Annotated in this window: 12 protein-coding genes; 11 read left to right on the top strand and 1 reads right to left on the bottom strand. The window is 38.9% G+C overall.

What is annotated here, in order from left to right:
• The first annotated feature begins 102 nt into the window (after window positions 1–102).
• The 10 genes from J7W16_RS19780 (at window position 103) to J7W16_RS19735 (ending at window position 12960) form a co-directional block, all read left to right on the top strand.
• Window positions 103–1299, top strand: a complete 1197-nt coding sequence (locus J7W16_RS19780; RefSeq protein WP_210599212.1) for an oligogalacturonate lyase family protein — start codon at window positions 103–105, stop codon at window positions 1297–1299.
• Between the two features lie 55 nt (window positions 1300–1354).
• On the top strand, window positions 1355–3949 hold the full coding sequence (locus tag J7W16_RS19775) for an exo-rhamnogalacturonan lyase family protein (RefSeq protein ID WP_246880113.1): 2595 nt from the start codon (window positions 1355–1357) through the stop codon (window positions 3947–3949).
• A gap of 162 nt (window positions 3950–4111) precedes the next feature.
• The gene (locus tag J7W16_RS19770) at window positions 4112–5632 is read left to right on the top strand and encodes an extracellular solute-binding protein (protein ID WP_210599210.1); all 1521 of its coding nucleotides are present in this window, start codon (window positions 4112–4114) and stop codon (window positions 5630–5632) included.
• 142 nt (window positions 5633–5774) lie between these two features.
• Window positions 5775–6725, top strand: coding sequence for an ABC transporter permease (locus tag J7W16_RS19765; RefSeq protein WP_210599229.1), 951 nt, complete (start codon window positions 5775–5777; stop codon window positions 6723–6725).
• A 27-nt stretch (window positions 6726–6752) separates the two neighbouring features.
• Window positions 6753–7637 (top strand): carbohydrate ABC transporter permease, encoded by an 885-nt coding sequence (locus tag J7W16_RS19760; RefSeq protein ID WP_210599228.1) that lies wholly within the window; start codon window positions 6753–6755, stop codon window positions 7635–7637.
• 196 nt (window positions 7638–7833) lie between these two features.
• A complete protein-coding gene (locus tag J7W16_RS22325) occupies window positions 7834–10188 on the top strand; it encodes a helix-turn-helix domain-containing protein (protein ID WP_210599209.1) in 2355 nt (784 codons plus the stop codon).
• A gap of 86 nt (window positions 10189–10274) precedes the next feature.
• Entirely contained in the window at window positions 10275–10967 is a 693-nt protein-coding gene (locus J7W16_RS19750; protein ID WP_210599208.1) for a DUF1961 family protein, read from the top strand.
• Window positions 10968–10991: 24 nt separating this feature from the next.
• Window positions 10992–11618 carry a YesL family protein gene (locus J7W16_RS19745; RefSeq protein ID WP_210599207.1) on the top strand — a complete coding sequence of 209 codons (627 nt, stop codon included), beginning with the start codon at window positions 10992–10994 and terminating at the stop codon, window positions 11616–11618.
• Between the two features lie 186 nt (window positions 11619–11804).
• Complete coding sequence (locus J7W16_RS19740) at window positions 11805–12365, top strand: DUF4256 domain-containing protein (protein WP_210599206.1); 561 nt, start codon at window positions 11805–11807, stop codon at window positions 12363–12365.
• Window positions 12366–12507: 142 nt separating this feature from the next.
• Entirely contained in the window at window positions 12508–12960 is a 453-nt protein-coding gene (locus tag J7W16_RS19735) for a DUF2269 family protein (RefSeq protein WP_210599205.1), read from the top strand.
• 55 nt (window positions 12961–13015) lie between these two features.
• Here J7W16_RS19735 and J7W16_RS19730 read toward each other — a convergent pair whose 3' ends face one another.
• Window positions 13016–14935, bottom strand: coding sequence for a heavy metal translocating P-type ATPase (locus tag J7W16_RS19730; RefSeq protein ID WP_210599204.1), 1920 nt, complete (start codon window positions 14933–14935; stop codon window positions 13016–13018).
• 330 nt (window positions 14936–15265) lie between these two features.
• Here J7W16_RS19730 and J7W16_RS19725 point away from each other — a divergent pair, with 330 nt between their 5' ends.
• Window positions 15266–16213 carry an alpha/beta fold hydrolase gene (locus J7W16_RS19725; RefSeq protein ID WP_346726975.1) on the top strand — a complete coding sequence of 316 codons (948 nt, stop codon included), beginning with the start codon at window positions 15266–15268 and terminating at the stop codon, window positions 16211–16213.
• Window positions 16214–16267 lie beyond the last annotated feature (54 nt).

Raw genomic sequence — 16267 nt, 5'->3', positions numbered from 1 at the left:
GAAAGCGAGTGGCTGTAGCGTAATGGAACGAACACCGACAAAAGGTATCTACAAGATGTTTTTGAATAAGGCAATCTACTTCAAAGGAAATGGGGACTAACATTGGGAAAAGGAATGAAATGGGCAGCTGAGAAGAAGGAATTCCAAGACTCGATAACAGGCGTAAACATAACTCAATTAACCGATCACTTAGCACATAGTTACCATCCTTATTTCACAAACGATGCCTTCTATAGAAACGGGTCAAAATTATTATTTTGTTCAGATAGGGGAAATGCCCCCAATCTCTATAGCCTTGATCTGTCTTCAGGAGAAATGACCCAAATGACCGACTTAGACAGAGATGTGCCTAAGGGAATTCAGGGTACTTATATAAACCCTATAAAAGATGAGGCATATTTTACGTATGGGACAACAATCATAGCGATAGATCTTCATTCATATGAGGAAAGAGTCGTCTATACACAGCCTCCTGGTTACAACTTCAGCAATTTGAGTTGTACGGCTGATGGGAAGCATCTATGTTTTGGTCTGACGGAGGATTTATCGAAAGTGATTCAAAGTAATCTATCGGGTGGCTATATGGGATTTGAGGAGATTGAAGCTGCGAGACCACATTGTCAGATCTGTCTTCTTACAATTGAGACAGGTGAAACGACCGTTGTGCACGAGGATCATCGCTGGATTGGCCATGTCAATGCGTCTCCAACACAGCCCCATCTCATTACATTTTGTCATGAAGGGCCGTGGGAGAAAGTCGATCATAGGATTTGGACGATGAATCTAGCTACAGGTGAAGTTTGGAAGATAAGAGAAGGGAAGCCAAATCAATTTGCTGGACATGAATATTGGCATGCAGATGGGATTCACATTGGTTATCATGGCTTTACTGAATCATTAGATCGTAAGGATGAAAAATTTATAGGTTATTCAAAATTTGACCAATCAGAAGGGGAAGAATTTGAATTCCCATATCAAAATATGCACATTCACTCCAATGACGCTTCTTTAATTGTAGGTGATGGACAACAATCAAGTGCTTACCATGGTGAACGATTTCAGGATTGTATCTTTTTGTGGAAGAAGTCAGGTGATGTCATGGAGGGCCCGCGAATTCTCTGTAAGCATCGAGGGAGCTTTCAGATACAGCAAGTCCATGTTCATCCGAGACTTAACGCGGATGCGACGAAGGTGATACTTACCTCTGACCAAAGTGGATACGGAAACATCTATCTAGTAGATGTTCCTGAGTTTGAGACATTACCATTGCTGGCTAATGGGAAATTAATCAAACCTTAGTTCTTACTGATAAATACCGATTCTTCAATATAAGGAGATAATGGAGGTCACTAAGATGAAAATAAAATGGTTAAACAAGCAACCAAAAGAACAAAAGGGTGTTTCGTGGGGAGTCCCATGGCCGAAGGGGACGTTAGCTAGAGAGGAATCGCTGTCATTAAAGGATAGTTCGAACAAGCACATCCCCGTGCAAAGCTGGCCGATGGCATTTTGGCCTGATGGTAGTGTCAAGTGGACGGGGCATGCAGCAGTGATGGCTGGAGATTCTGATACGTATGAACTGTCTAGCGGTAAAGAGAATGCAATAAACCAATCATCATCGTTTGTAAATGAAACAGATGATGTCATTGAAGTCGATACGGGGAAACTTATCTTTACGATTAACAAAAAGGGAAACTGTATCATCGAATCAGTTAAACGAGAAGGCAAGACGGTTGCTGAGGCTGGTAGATTAATTGCCCGTAAAGAAGAGCGTACACATGAACAGGGGATAAAAACGATTAAAGAAATCACTTTGCAAAGTACAATTAAACAGGTTGAAATTGAACAAAGTGGTCAAGTAAGGACAGTCATCAAAGTGGATGGCATTCACCAATCTCTCTTTGGGAACGAAACATTACTACCTTTTGTTATACGATTCTATTTTTATAGAAATACCACTTCAATTCGGGCAGTGTACACGCTCTTCTATGATGGTCAACCAGAAGAAGATTATATAAAAGGAGTAGGGCTAGAGTTTGCAGTACCACTCGCAGGTGAGGCTTTCAACCGTCATGTTCGCTTTGTAGGAGATGAAGGAATCTATTCAGAGCCAGCACAGCTTTTACTAACGAGAAGGCACCGAAATGCAGAAGGATTATATGACAAACAAATAAAAGGAGAGGTCGTCAATCTTACTGAGGAGGACCATGGACCGTTATTAGAACATGCTACACAAAATGCAATTTGGAATGACTTTAAAATGACTCAAGATTCTGCAGATCATTACCGAATCGTCAAAAGAACAGGTGAAGAGCATTCTTGGATTGAATCAACCCATGGCACAAGGGCAAAAGGGCTTATCTATGTTGGCGGTAGAGATAATGGGGTAGCCGTTGGAGTGAAAGATTTCTGGCAAAAACAACCGTCGTCCTTAGAGGTTAATGATTTAAGTAATTCGATAGCCAAGTTAACAGTTTGGCTTTGGTCACCTGATGCAGAAGCAATGGACTTCAGACATTATAACAAGGATACCCATGTAATCAGTGCCTATGAAGGATTCGATGAAATGAGAGCGACGCCTTATGGGATATCCAACACGAGTGAAGTCATGTTTCATTTTTTTGCAAATTCTCCTTCTAATGAGGAGCTTATGGAAAGAACTTCTGAGCTACAGTCACCTCTATTATTAGTTTGTGAGCCAGAATATTATTACAACACTAAAGCGTTAGGTATTTGGAGTCTACCGGATCGGAGTACACCGATAAAAGCTATGCTTGAAGAGCAGCTTGATGAAGCGTTTCATTTTTATAAAAATGAAATTGAACAGCGTAGATGGTATGGTTTCTGGCATTATGGTGATGTGATGCACACCTATGATCCAGTTAGGCATCAATGGAGATATGATTTAGGAGGATTTGCTTGGCAAAATACAGAACTTGTTCCAAACATTTGGCTTTGGTATTCCTTTCTTCGGTCAGGTAGGGAGGATGTCTTTATCATGGCAGAAGCGATGACTAGACATACAAGTGAAGTGGATTGCTACCATTTTGGTGAATATAAGGGGCTGGGCTCAAGGCATAATGTGGTTCATTGGGGTTGCGGGTGTAAGGAAGCACGGATTAGTATGGCGGGTCTTCATAAATACTATTACTTCTTAACAACTGATGAGCGAACAAGAGACTTATTATCTGAAGTTCGAGATGCAGATCAAGCCATAGCGACATTAGATCCTATGAGAGAATTTTATCCTAATGATCAATATGAGACACATGCAAGGGTTGGTCCTGACTGGGCAGCATTTTGCTCCAATTGGTTCTCGGAATGGGAGCGAACCGAAAACCTAGCGTATAAAGAGAAAATTATATCTGGAATTGAAACACTGAAAAAATTACCGTTACGATTATTATCTGGACCTACATTTGGTTACGACCCTGATACGAGCACACTTCTTCATATGGGTGAAGATGGGGTAGGAGCCTATCATATGGTCATTGCATTTGGTGGCCCTCAAGCTTGGATGGACATAGCTGGGTCTATAGAAGATCCTGAGTGGGAAGAGATGCTAGCTGAGTTTGGAGAATTTTATGTTCTGACAAATGAAGAGAAAATCAAAAGAAGCAATGGCGTGCTTCATGATAAACAGTTCAGCCTGCCAATGTTAGCTGCAGGAATGGTTGCATACGCCGCTGCTAAGAAAAAAGATTCTAGACTCGCAAGGAAAGCGTGGGAGCTTTTGTTAAACGAAGAAATTAGCGAAATGGTCCTCCCAATTAAATCTCAAAAACTACATGCTTGGAGGGAGTTGGAGGAGATTCCGAGTATTACAACGAATACAACTTCTCAGTGGTGCCTAAATACAATCGTTTCACTCGAGTTAATCGGTGAATCGTTACTAGATAAGGAGTTTCAAGAAAGTGTTACTCTGACAAGAAAGTGTTTAAATGAGTGAAACTACCATAAGAATCAAGCCTTTTGAAAAAGGCAAAAAAATGTAATTGTTAGAAAAATGTAAGCGTTTTATTGTTGGGTTAGATCAAGAGTCAACCAGTTGTGAAGATGACTGACCTGATGAATGATCAAAAAACAAAATAAATTAAGTGGGGGTAATGGAATGAAAAAAAGTAAAAGGTTCTCAAGAAAAAAAGTAGTAACTCCAATTCTTTCGGTTATGTTACTTTCAGCATTGGTTGCTTGCTCAAGCGATGAATCGTCAAGTGAGAATGAGAAAGAAGATTCAAAACCAGAAATTAGAATCATGACAACCGCATACACACCAGATCCACCTGCAGAAGATAGTCCTGCTTTATTGGCACTTGAAGAGTTTACGGATACGAACATTACAATGAACTGGGTTCTAAATAGTGCATATCCAGATAAATTAAATATCACAATGTCATCAGGTGATCTACCAGATGTCATGATGATTCCAAGTAAGATGCCAAGCTTTGTTAGTGCAGTAAGAGATGGGGCTTTCTGGGATCTTGGACCTTACTTGAAGGACTATCCAAACTTAAGTCAAGCCAATGAAATCACTTTGCAAAATAGTGCAATTGACGGCAAGATCTACGGTATTTACCGGGCCCGTCCGCTTGGCCGTTTAGGGGTAACAATCCGTAAAGATTGGTTAAATAGTGTTGGACTTGAAATACCAGAAACAATCGATGAATTCTATGAAGTGTTAAAGGCATTTAAAGAAAATGATCCAGATGGTAATGGGCAAGATGACACATATGGAATGGTTATTTCAAAATATACAGGTCCATTTGATATCATGCAAATCTGGTTCGGTGCTCCTAACAAATGGGGTGAGGCTGAAGACGGTACACTGCAGCCTGATTTCATGACAGAGGAATACCGAAATGCTTTAGCATTCTTCAAGAAATTATATGATGAAGAATTAATTAACGAAGACTTCGCAGTAATGGACCCGCAAAAATGGGGAGATCCACTAATAAATGGTGAAGCTGGAGTTATTGTAGATGTATTAGACCGAGGAAGACGTGCTGATGAAGATATGGTCAAAGCAAATCCAGATTTAACAGAACCAATCGATATTTTTGGTGCTGTTGAAGGGCCTAAAGGACTACGCTCACTGCCGACGTCAGGCTACTCGGGCATGCTAGCAATCCCTAAATCAAGTGTTGAAACAGAAGAAGAGCTAAAGCAAGTATTAACGTTCCTGGATAAGCTAAATGAAGAAGAGGCACAAATCCTTGCTTACAATGGTGTAGAAGGTCGCCACTTCGAACTTCAGGATGGCAATTTAGTTTCTTTAGCTGAGGGTAATCAAGCTCTTATTAATGAATTTACCGATATCAATCAATTCCTAATGGGAATTCCTGAAGATCGATTTATTAAACCACCAATGTCTCCTGTAAGAGAAAAAGAACAAGTGATTTTAAAAGAGAATGAGGAGATCGTCGTTCCAAATCCAGCAGAATCACTTCTATCTGAAGTGTATGCTCAAAAAGGTCAACAGCTAGATAATATTATTAATGATGCCCGTATTAAGTTTATTGTCGGACAAATTGATGAAGCTGGATTTGATGAGGCCATTGAATTATGGCGTACTACTGGTGGCGACGATTATATTGAGGAAATTAATAAGTTATACAACGAGTCTCAAGAATAAGTAATCTTTTCTGAAACAGGCAGTCGGTTTTCACTGCCTGTTTCAACAAACTTGAACAAGGTATTTGAATGAAGAAAAATGGAGTGAGGGAAGGAGAGAAAATATGAGCGGCCTTAAAACGGAAAATGTTGAGTATAGTCCAATGAAGAAAAGGCCTCAAAAGCCACCGAAGGCAAATATACAACCCAAATTCTCTAAGATTCAACGCTTAAAAAGAGATAAATGGTTATATGTATTGTTAATCCCAGGTTTATTATATTTTATTATTTTCAAATACTTACCTATGTGGGGTATTGTTATAGCCTTTCAAGATTATTCCCCATTCTTAGGGGTGTTTGGAAGTGAGTGGGTCGGATTTGAAAACTTCATTGATTTCTTTAAAAACCCAGACTTTTTTCGATTACTGAGAAATACGTTTATTCTCGCTGTGCTAGATTTAATATTCTTTTTCCCGGCACCTATTATTTTGGCACTGTTGTTAAATGAACTGCGCTTAAAAGCGTATAAAGGTATCGTTCAGACCTTTATTTATGTGCCGCATTTTATGTCTTGGGTCATTATTGCAAGTATCACGTATATCTTTTTTACTACAAGTGGTGGAGTAGTTAATGAGATTGTTGCTAGCATTTATGGAAAAGAAATTAACTTTCTATCCTCACCTGAATGGTTTAGACCTCTAATTATGGGACAAATTATTTGGAAAGAGTCTGGATGGGGGACTGTTATCTTCTTAGCAGCCTTAGCAACTGTCGATAGAGAGCAATATGAAGCGGCGATCGTGGACGGGGCTGGACGCATAAGACGCCTATGGCATGTTACATTGCCAGCAGTTCGAAGTACAATCATCGTTCTATTAATTCTACGACTTGGAAATTTCCTTGATACCGGCTTCCAACAAATCTATCTTATGACGAACTCACTTAACCGTGGTGTTGCAGATGTCTTTGATACGTATGTTTACTTCGTCGGGATCACACAAGGGGCTTATAGCTACAGTACCGCAGTAGGTCTATTTAAATCTGTTGTCGGTGTCGTACTCGTATTGGGTGCAAATAGATTGGCAAAGAAGATGGGGCAAGATGGAATCTTTTAAGGATCTCTGAAGGAGGGAAGAATGACTATGCTTAAGATGCATAATACCCCGGCAGGAAAAGTGTTCGATGTATTTAACTTTGTTTTTCTAGGAATAGTTGGACTGTTGATGATATGTCCATTCTTGTATGTCATCGCAGGCTCCTTCGCAACAGAAGCTGAGTTAACGAGTAGAAGTTTCTTCATTATTCCTGAAACATTTACACTTGATGCCTACAAATATATCTTTTCAACTAATACATTTACTAGAAGTATTCTTGTTTCTATCGGTATCACGTTAGTAGGAACAATCGTCTGTTTGTTTTTCACATTTTCAATGGCTTATCCTTTATCAAGAAAACACTTAATGGGTCGTAATCTATTTATTAATCTAATTGTTATTTCAATGCTATTCAGTGGGGGAATGATCCCAACATATATCGTTGTGAAATCGTTAGGACTATTAGATTCATATTGGGCGTTAATTCTGCCAATTGCGATCAATCCATTTAATTTAATTATTGTAAAAACCTTCTTTCAAAACATCCCAATTGAGCTTGAAGAAGCTGCAAAAATTGATGGCTGTACAGAGGTTGGGATTCTCTGGAGAATCATGCTGCCATTATCAAAGCCTGTTATTGCTACCTTTGCTTTGTTCTATGCCGTAGCAATATGGAATGATTTCTTTAATGCGTTGCTATACATTAATGACAGTGCGAAATGGCCTGTACAGGTCCTACTTCAACAAATTATCATCTTATCGCAGGCACAACTAGGTGATACATCCTCAATGGGGGCTTCCTTTGTTGAACCACCTGATCAATCATTAAAGCTTGCAATTGTTGTAGTTGCGACCATCCCGATTTTAATCGTATATCCATTCCTGCAGAAGCATTTTGCAAAGGGGATGCTCCTAGGATCGGTTAAGGGGTAAGCGTGATCTCGTATTAGAGGACCATTTGCATGGGAGGAATAACTCTTTCAATGCAAATGGTCCTCTGTGCTTTGTAAATGAACAATTGTTAATAAAAATTAAGAATTTTTCAATAATAACATTCATTTTTTGTAAGATGTGTGACATAATGGTTTTTGTAAGCGATTTCATTACCTTTGCGTTGGAGGTGTAGCTCGTGTTAACTAACAATGTTCGATCAAAATTAAAGCAGCTTCAATGGAAAGGGAATTTCCATCGTCAAAGTTTTATTTTGATCCTACTCATCGCTAGTATCCCAGGCTTAGTGACAGGGCTTGTTATTTATTGGTTTGCTGTTGAAGGAGTGGAGAGTGAATTAAGATCGATTCACAACAATCAGATTGATCAGAGAGCACAGAATATTGATGAACAACTTAAATATTTGGAATATGCAACATCACACTGGGCGTTTGAACCAAGGTTTGGAGAATCGCTAGGTCAGATTGATTTTGTTAAACAGTTTACAGAAACCTATGACATCACAAAAACCCTCCTACTCATACAAGGGAGTCATGCTCTTATTAATAAAGTAGAATTATATATTGATGGTGATAAACCGGTCTTATTTCATAATGAATATCAAGAATTAGATGAGCAATCGAAAGCAAACTACGATCAGACACTACGCTCAGATAAGAAACCTTATTGGACGGATTATCCAATTGGTTCTGACTCTTCCACAAAAACACTAGCATTTATTCATAATATCCCAGCGACAAGCAAAGAACCGTTTGGATCAATTATCGTAAGTATTGATCGCATTAAGGCTCTTCAATTATTAAAAACACTAACACCCTATGATAAGGGTGCGACATTTATTTTGAATGAAAACAATGAGATCTTACTTTCCTCTAATAGTACAAAGGATTCGTCCTTTGTCGGTGTTTTGCAGGAGCAAATTGAACAGCACAACAAAACGAATGGTTCCTTCCAGTTCGAATATCAAAAGGATAACTACTCGATATCCTATGGACAATTTTCGAGGGTAGGGTCAAATTGGACATACGTCTCTGCAGCTCCGATGTCCTCAATAACTGCACCACTTGTCATTGTTTCAAGAGTTATTTTAGTGATAAGTTTTACTGCTCTTATACTAGCTATTATCTTATCTTGGTTCACATCTAATCGACTGTACACCCCGATTCAAAAGCTATTAACAAAATTAGCTCAGAATCATGAAGGAGAGGGATGGAACCGAAAAGGCAGTGACGAGTTTACGGTTATTGAACAACAATGGCAGTTACTCTCCCAAAAAAGTGAACTGCTTCAGTCTCGTCTTGTAGAACAAGTGGGACATATAAAGAGTAGCTTTATCTTACAACTAATCCAAGGGTATTTCTATCATTATACGGAAGCTGATCTGCGTAGAAGGATGAAGAAGTATGGCTGGAACCTAGAAGGTAATTCCTTTACTGCCTTAGAAATTCAACTTACTGGTTTAGGAGAGTCACAGGTCCGTTTTACAAATAATGATGAAAGCTTAGTTACATTTACAGCCTCAAATATTATGGAGGAACTGGGACGTGAACACTTTGATCAGTTTAATGTTTTGAAATTCTCAGATTTTTCAGTAGGTGTACTAGTCATTGCAACAGAAGGACCTAACCTTAGAAAAGACATCCTGCTCTATGTTGATGAGGTAACAAAGGTCATCAATGAAATCTTGAAATTACAGGTTACATGTACAATCAGTGAACCGACAAATCAGATTAAGAAAGTTCCTCATATATTTGAAGAAGTTCGAAGTGGTAAGAGATTTCGCCTATTCGAAAATAGTAATCAAGTGATCGACCTGCAAGAGCTTGAACAAGAGGAGAGCAGGAACAATATTTACTATCCGTTTGCCATTGAAAAGGAAATTATTCAAGCGATTCGAATGGGGCAAGCCGAAGAAGTTGAGAACCTCTTAATGCCATTTATGAAGGAATTAACAGAGAAAGGGATTAATGAGATTAATATTCAACAAGGTGCAGTGCAACTCTACAGCAGTATTCAACATGAAATTCTCCATTCTGGGATTCATCCACATCATCTTTTTGAAGGGAAAAACATGCTAGAAGAGCTCTCACATATTCGAGAACCTGAAAGAATAATTAAGTGGTTCACAGATGATGTCATTAGACCGTATATTGAGAAGGTTGAAGGTAGAATGAATATCGAATTGAAGAGAGTCATCGAAAGAGTTATCACAAGAATTCATGATAATTATATGACGGACATCTCTTTAGAAAGCTGTGCAGATGAGGTTGGTACGAATCCTTACTCACTCAGCAAAGCCTTTAAACAAATAGTAGGTATGAACTTTATTGATTATCTGACACAGGTACGAATGGATAAAGCAAAAGAACTGCTATTGCAATCTGATATGAAAATTAATGATATTTCAGAAAGTGTTGGGTATAGAAACAGTTACTTTAATCGAATCTTTAAGAAGCAAATGGGTCTCCCACCAAGCCAATTCCGCAAAGTAAATCAAATTGAAAAAGAGTGTAAAGCGGTAAGGGATCAATGAAATCAAGGGTGCAAAAAAGTATGATTGCTGGAAACGTCTCGTCATTTTATAGTGTATGAAAAAGCATATATAGGGGGCTTTCTTGTATGAGATATACGGAATTTAAAAAAGGCATGATGCTTTATGAGAATGCTTTATCAACTGAACAGGATATGAAAAATTGGAGGCTTGAAGGCGAGGCTAAGATCAGCTTTTCAGATCAACGAATATATTTGGAAAACGAATTAGATGGTCAAGTGCATGGAGATAATGCTCACTGGGTCTATTGGTGTCCTGTTGATTTCTCAGATAAAATCATAGTCGAGTGGGAATTTTATCCTATCAGAGAGCCTGGGCTTTGTATGATCTTCTTTGCTGCTGTTGGTAGAAAGGGAGAAGATCTTTTTGATCGTAATTTACCTGTGCGAAATGGAAGGTACCCTGAATACCATTCAGGCTCAATCGATGCACTACACTTATCGTACTTTAGGCATAAGCATTCAGAAGAACGAGCATTTCGCACTTGTAATTTAAGAAAAAGTCATGGGTTTCACTTAGTTGCTACAGGTGCTGATCCTTTGCCACCCGTTGAAGATGCTTGTTCGCCCTATCATATGAGGCTTGTGAAGTATGAAGGGATCGTCCAGTTTTCAATCAATGATTTGACTGTTCTCGAATGGGAAGATGATGGTGTGACATATGGCCCCGTTTATGGCGGGGGGAAGATTGGATTTAGACAAATGGCTCCTATGAAAGCTGGTTATGCAAATCTAGCTGTTTATGAAGCCGAACGTAACTAATAGACAAGGATCGGAGGGGCAGCTATGCAAATGAACGGAACAATGGGAGGGATCTACAAAGTTTGTGAGTGGCTGATGAGATTAGCCTATCTTAATCTAATATGGCTTGGTTTTTCTATAATAGGTTTATTTATACTTGGACTATTTCCGGCAACGATTGCTATGTTTGTCATTGTTCGTAAAATGCTGATGGGTGACGACGATATCCCGATCTTTAAAACGTTTTGGGCGTCATTTAAAAAAGAATTCATTAAAAGCAACCTTCTTGGCTTGACCTTCCTTCTAGTTGGTTATATTTTATACGTCAATATTCAGTTTCTTGGAAGCACAGCGGGGCTCTTTAGCCTATTGTACTACCCAACCTTATTGTTGGGCTTAGGTATCATTTTAACATCACTTTATGTATTCCCTGTATATGTTCATTATGATATTTCACTGCCTCAGATCATAAAACACTCGATCCTAATTATGCTGATGAACCCAATTTCGACCGTGCTTAAGGTAATGGGTGCATTTGCCGTCTATCTGTTAATGACGTCGATACCCGGCTTAATTCCATTATTTTCAGGAAGTGCCTTAGCGCTCGTCATCATGTGGGCGTCATTCTTAGCTTTTACGAGAATAGAGAGAAGTCATCAAAGTGCTGCATAATGATCTTAGAGAAGGTTTCTGCCCTTGTGGGGAAGAGATCTTCTTTTTAGGTTAGTAGCTAGCTAGAGTTAATTTAGTGATTTCTGGCACCTTATTTGATATAGGAGCAGGATTTTTAAAGCCTGTAAGGAACTTTAATTACAAATGGAGTAAGCTTAGACTATTTCCGGCAAGGGGAAGATACATATGACAAACAAGGAACTGCCACTTGAGCAACGTGAAGAATTACTTAAAATATTGGAAACTCGTTTTGAAAAAAACAGAGCTTATCATAGAGAGATTGAATGGGCTAACGTTCAAGAAAAGCTAGAAGGAAACCCTGAAAAGTTATGGTCACTTAATGAGATGGAAAGAACTGATGGTGAACCGGATGTGGTTGGTTATGATAAGGAAACGAATGAATATCTATTTTTTGACTGTTCAAAAGAAAGTCCAAAAGGTCGTAGAAGTGTTTGCTATGATCGTGAAGCACTTGAATCAAGAAAGAAGCATAAACCTGAAACCAGTGCCGAAGATATGGCTTGTGAAATGGGGATCGAGCTTTTGACAGAGGAAGAATACAGACACTTGCAGACGCTAGGGAGTTTTGACTTGAAAACATCGAGTTGGGTAAAAACACCTAATGCTATCAGAGAACTGGGTGGGGCTCTCTTTTGTGATCGCCGTTATGAAACGGTATTTGTGTACCACAATGGAGCAGAATCCTACTATGCTTCAAGAGGATTCCGTGGCTTGTTAAAGGTATAAATTCAAAGGCAGGGAAGTGGGTGCCATTAATGGGATGTTAGATTACCGGATTTGGTATTAATCACAAGGTGAATTAATAAGATGTACTATTATGTTCAGATTTGCAGGGTCTTTTTTTAAAAAAAGAAAAGGGAGCGAAATCATGACATTGTATTCATTTTTATTAGTGATTCACATTGTGGCTGCGGTCGTAGGCTTAGGTGCATCTTTTGGAATGCCAGTATTATTAAGCACGGTGAGAACAACAACTCAAGCGGCATTTGCACACAAGGTTTCAGAAGGAATTGAAAAGTATGCCAAGGTTGGAAGCATCACGTTATTAGTCACAGGCATTGTGATGGGGATTATAAACCCGTACCTGTTTAAAGAAATTTGGTTCATAGCTTCACTTGTCATTTATATTGCTGTGCAACCAGTTGTTGTAGCGATTTTACCGAAGAAAGCAAAGCTTCAATTAGAAGTACTTGAGAAACATCAAGAAGAAGAACTGCCAGAAGAATATATTAAATTAGCAAAGGAGATCGCTCCACTTCATACAGTTATGCTTATTGCTGCAGTTGTGTTGATTATTCTTATGACGCTTAAACCGTTTTAGATGGTAAAAGAAAAGGATCCAACCTCCACAATTAGGAAGTTTGGAACCTTTTTAATTACTTCCTCAACAAACGTAAGCCATTTAGAATAACAAGGATCGTACTTCCTTCATGTCCAATTACTCCAAGGGGTAAAGAGAGCGACTGCATGAAGTTTGATACGATCAAAAGACAAATAACTAAAATGGAGAAAATGATATTTTGCTTTATAATCCGGTTCATTCTCTTCGTTAACAAGATTGCATCTGCAATTCTTGATAAGTGATTTTTCATAAGGACAATATCAGATGTTTCAAGTGCAACATCTGTGCCGCCTCCCATCGCGATTCCAACTGAGGCCGTAGCGAGTGCAGGGGCGTCATTTATTCCATCTCCGACCATAGCCACTTTACCATACTTCTGTTCTAGTTTTTTTACTTCTTTTACCTTTGTGTCAGGGAGACATTCAGCAATAAATTCAGAAATTCCACATTCTTTAGCGATAGCAGTTGCAGTTTGTGTACGATCTCCTGTTAGCATGATAGTTTGGATTCCGGCCTCTTGAAGTGCTTGAATCGCTACAACTGCTTCATCACGGACAACGTCCTTTAGAGCAATGACACCGGCAATTCCTTTCTTATCTTTAACAAAGACAATCGTTTTCCCTTCGTTTGAAAGTCGGTCAACCTCGTATTTATGAAATTCAAGAGCTTCCTTTACCCCAACAAATTCAGCTTTTCCTACTTTCCAGATTGCCCCATCGACTTTTGCTTGAACACCAAATCCACTAACATCCTCCATGTTTTCAATCGCTAATTTTCTTTGTGAATCAACGTGATCGGATGCATATTCTACGATTGTCGTGGCCAAGGGATGGGTAGAATATCGTTCGATTGCAGCGACATTAGTAAGAACTGTTTCTATTGTAAGGTCATCCCTAACAAGAATATCTGTTACGTTTGGTTTCCCTTTTGTGAGTGTCCCTGTCTTATCAAATGCAATTGCTTTGATCTTGGATAAGCGTTCAAGGTGAATACCTCCCTTAAATAGAATCCCATTACGGGCGCCATTTGAGATTGTCGATAAAATTGCGGGAGAAATGGACGCAACTAAGGCACAGGGAGAGGCGACAACGAGCAGGACCATTGCCCGGTAGAATGTCTCTGTCCAACTCCAGCCAAATACAAAGTGAGGGAGAATCATCATCAGTCCTACTAAAAGGAGAACAATTTTGACATATGTTCCTTCAAATTGTTCGATTTGTTGTTGTGAGGGGGACTTTTCACTTTTGGCGGTTTGAACAAGCTGAATGATCCTTTGAAATAGCGTTTCCTCATTGGCTTTCGTCATTTTCATCTTAAGGAAGCCACGAAGGTTTACGGTCCCAGCGAATACCTCGTCGTTCACTTTTTTGCTGACTGAAATTGACTCACCAGTAATGGCTGATTCATCTATAATAGATTGTCCTTCAATGATTATCCCATCTGCAGGAATTCGTTCTCCTGGTTTTATTAATAAAAGATCACCTAAATTCAATTTCTTGATAGGTACCCGCTCTTCGTTATCGCCATCAATACGAATAGCTTCTTCAGGCTGTAAGTTCATAAGAGCTGATATCTCCCTATGGCTCTTTTTCGTTGTATAGGATTCAAGTGCACCACTTAAAGCGAAAATGAAGATCAAAATCGCTCCTTCAAACCAGTAACCAATGACTGCTGAACCGATTGCGGATAGAATCATAAGTAATTCAACATTAAGCTTCTTCTCGGAGATCGTTTCAGTGATCCCCTCCTTCGCTTTTGCGTAGCCTCCTATAATATAGGCTGCGATGAAGATACCGGCTGACACTGCTTGAAACCCATCCTGAACAATCCAACCAATACCAATCAATAGTCCACTCATTAATGCCGCGATCAATTCGATTTTCCAGCTATGTGCTGACACCCACTCTGGTTTGAAGAAAACATTCTTTTTGTTAATGAACAAAAGCCAAGTCATCAACATCATTACCTCCTTTTATCAATTAATAATAGCTATTCTCAATTACAAAATTAGATAGTAAAAGATGCATAGGTTGAATTGGTAAAGGTAATAAATGTTTAGCTCTTTATTAGGATTGTTGAGATCATAATATGACTAGCAGGGTAAAAATGTAACTATAATTAGTTTAATTTTATAATTACTATCGATAGTTGATATTGAAACTCGTTATCATAAATGAGTGGTGACTCTAACTTAGTGGGAATAGTAGTAAAAGAGTTTACTATCTAAGCGTTCTAACTAACGGAAATGCATTTAACGGATTTTGAGCATTGTGGGGGAATCTTTATGAAAAATGAAACCTTTCTTTCACACATGCTGTCTATTAAAGAGACAAATAAAAATAGAGGTGTATGCATGGGTCACGGAACGATCTATAAAAGTAATGAGGGGAAAAAGGGAATTCAAAAACACTATGAGCACTATTTAGACTCTTTTCGTTTTGATGTTGAACGGGTATATGTAGATACCAGTTTTGGGAAGACACATGTACTTGTGGCAGGTCCGAAAGACGGTAAGCCGCTTTTTATTTTTCAAGGAGGGAATTGTATTAATCCTATGACATTATCTTGGTTTGCACCATTGGTGGAAACCTACAGAGTATATGCACCGGACACAATTGGACATCCGGGTTATAGCGATGAAAATAGAGTCTCAGCAAAAGATCAAAGCTTTGCGCAATGGAGCGAGGAACTTATGGATTTCTTTACGATCAAGCGATGTGCATTTATTGGGCCCTCGTACGGGGCGGGAATTATATTAAGATTAGCTACCTATATGCCGGAGAAAATTGATTGTGCTGTATTAGTTTCACCAGCAGGATTCCGTTTAGGGTCAAAATTGAAGATGATTAAGGAAATACTCATTCCACTAGTCCTTTTTAATCTAACGTCATCACAGAAATATCTAATTGAGATCACGGGACGGATGTCCGCGAGTAGTATGAAGGAGATCGATAAGATAATCATTGGTGATGTGTTTAAGCATGTAAAGCTTGAACAGGATATGCCTAAATTGACTGAGAAGGATGAATTAAGTAACTATCAAGCACCGACGTTAGTTATAGCAGGAAAGAAAGATGTGTTCTTTCCCCAGAGTAAAATTTATAAAGCGGCAAAAGAAATCATCCCGAACCTAAAGGGTTTTATCACATATGGGATGGGACATTTTCCCTCAGAGGTGCATCTGGTCAATATAAATAAAGAGATAAAAGAATTCCTTAAACTCCATTATTAAAAAAACAAAAAAATTCCTGCCCCCACTACAGTAATGTGTAGTTGGGGCAGGAAT

The organism is Halalkalibacter suaedae, assembly GCF_017939705.1.
Taxonomy (GTDB): domain Bacteria; phylum Bacillota; class Bacilli; order Bacillales; family Bacillaceae_D; genus Halalkalibacter; species Halalkalibacter suaedae.
The sequence above is the reverse complement of the archived record's forward strand: the minus strand, read 5'-3'. Positions and strand labels throughout refer to the sequence as shown.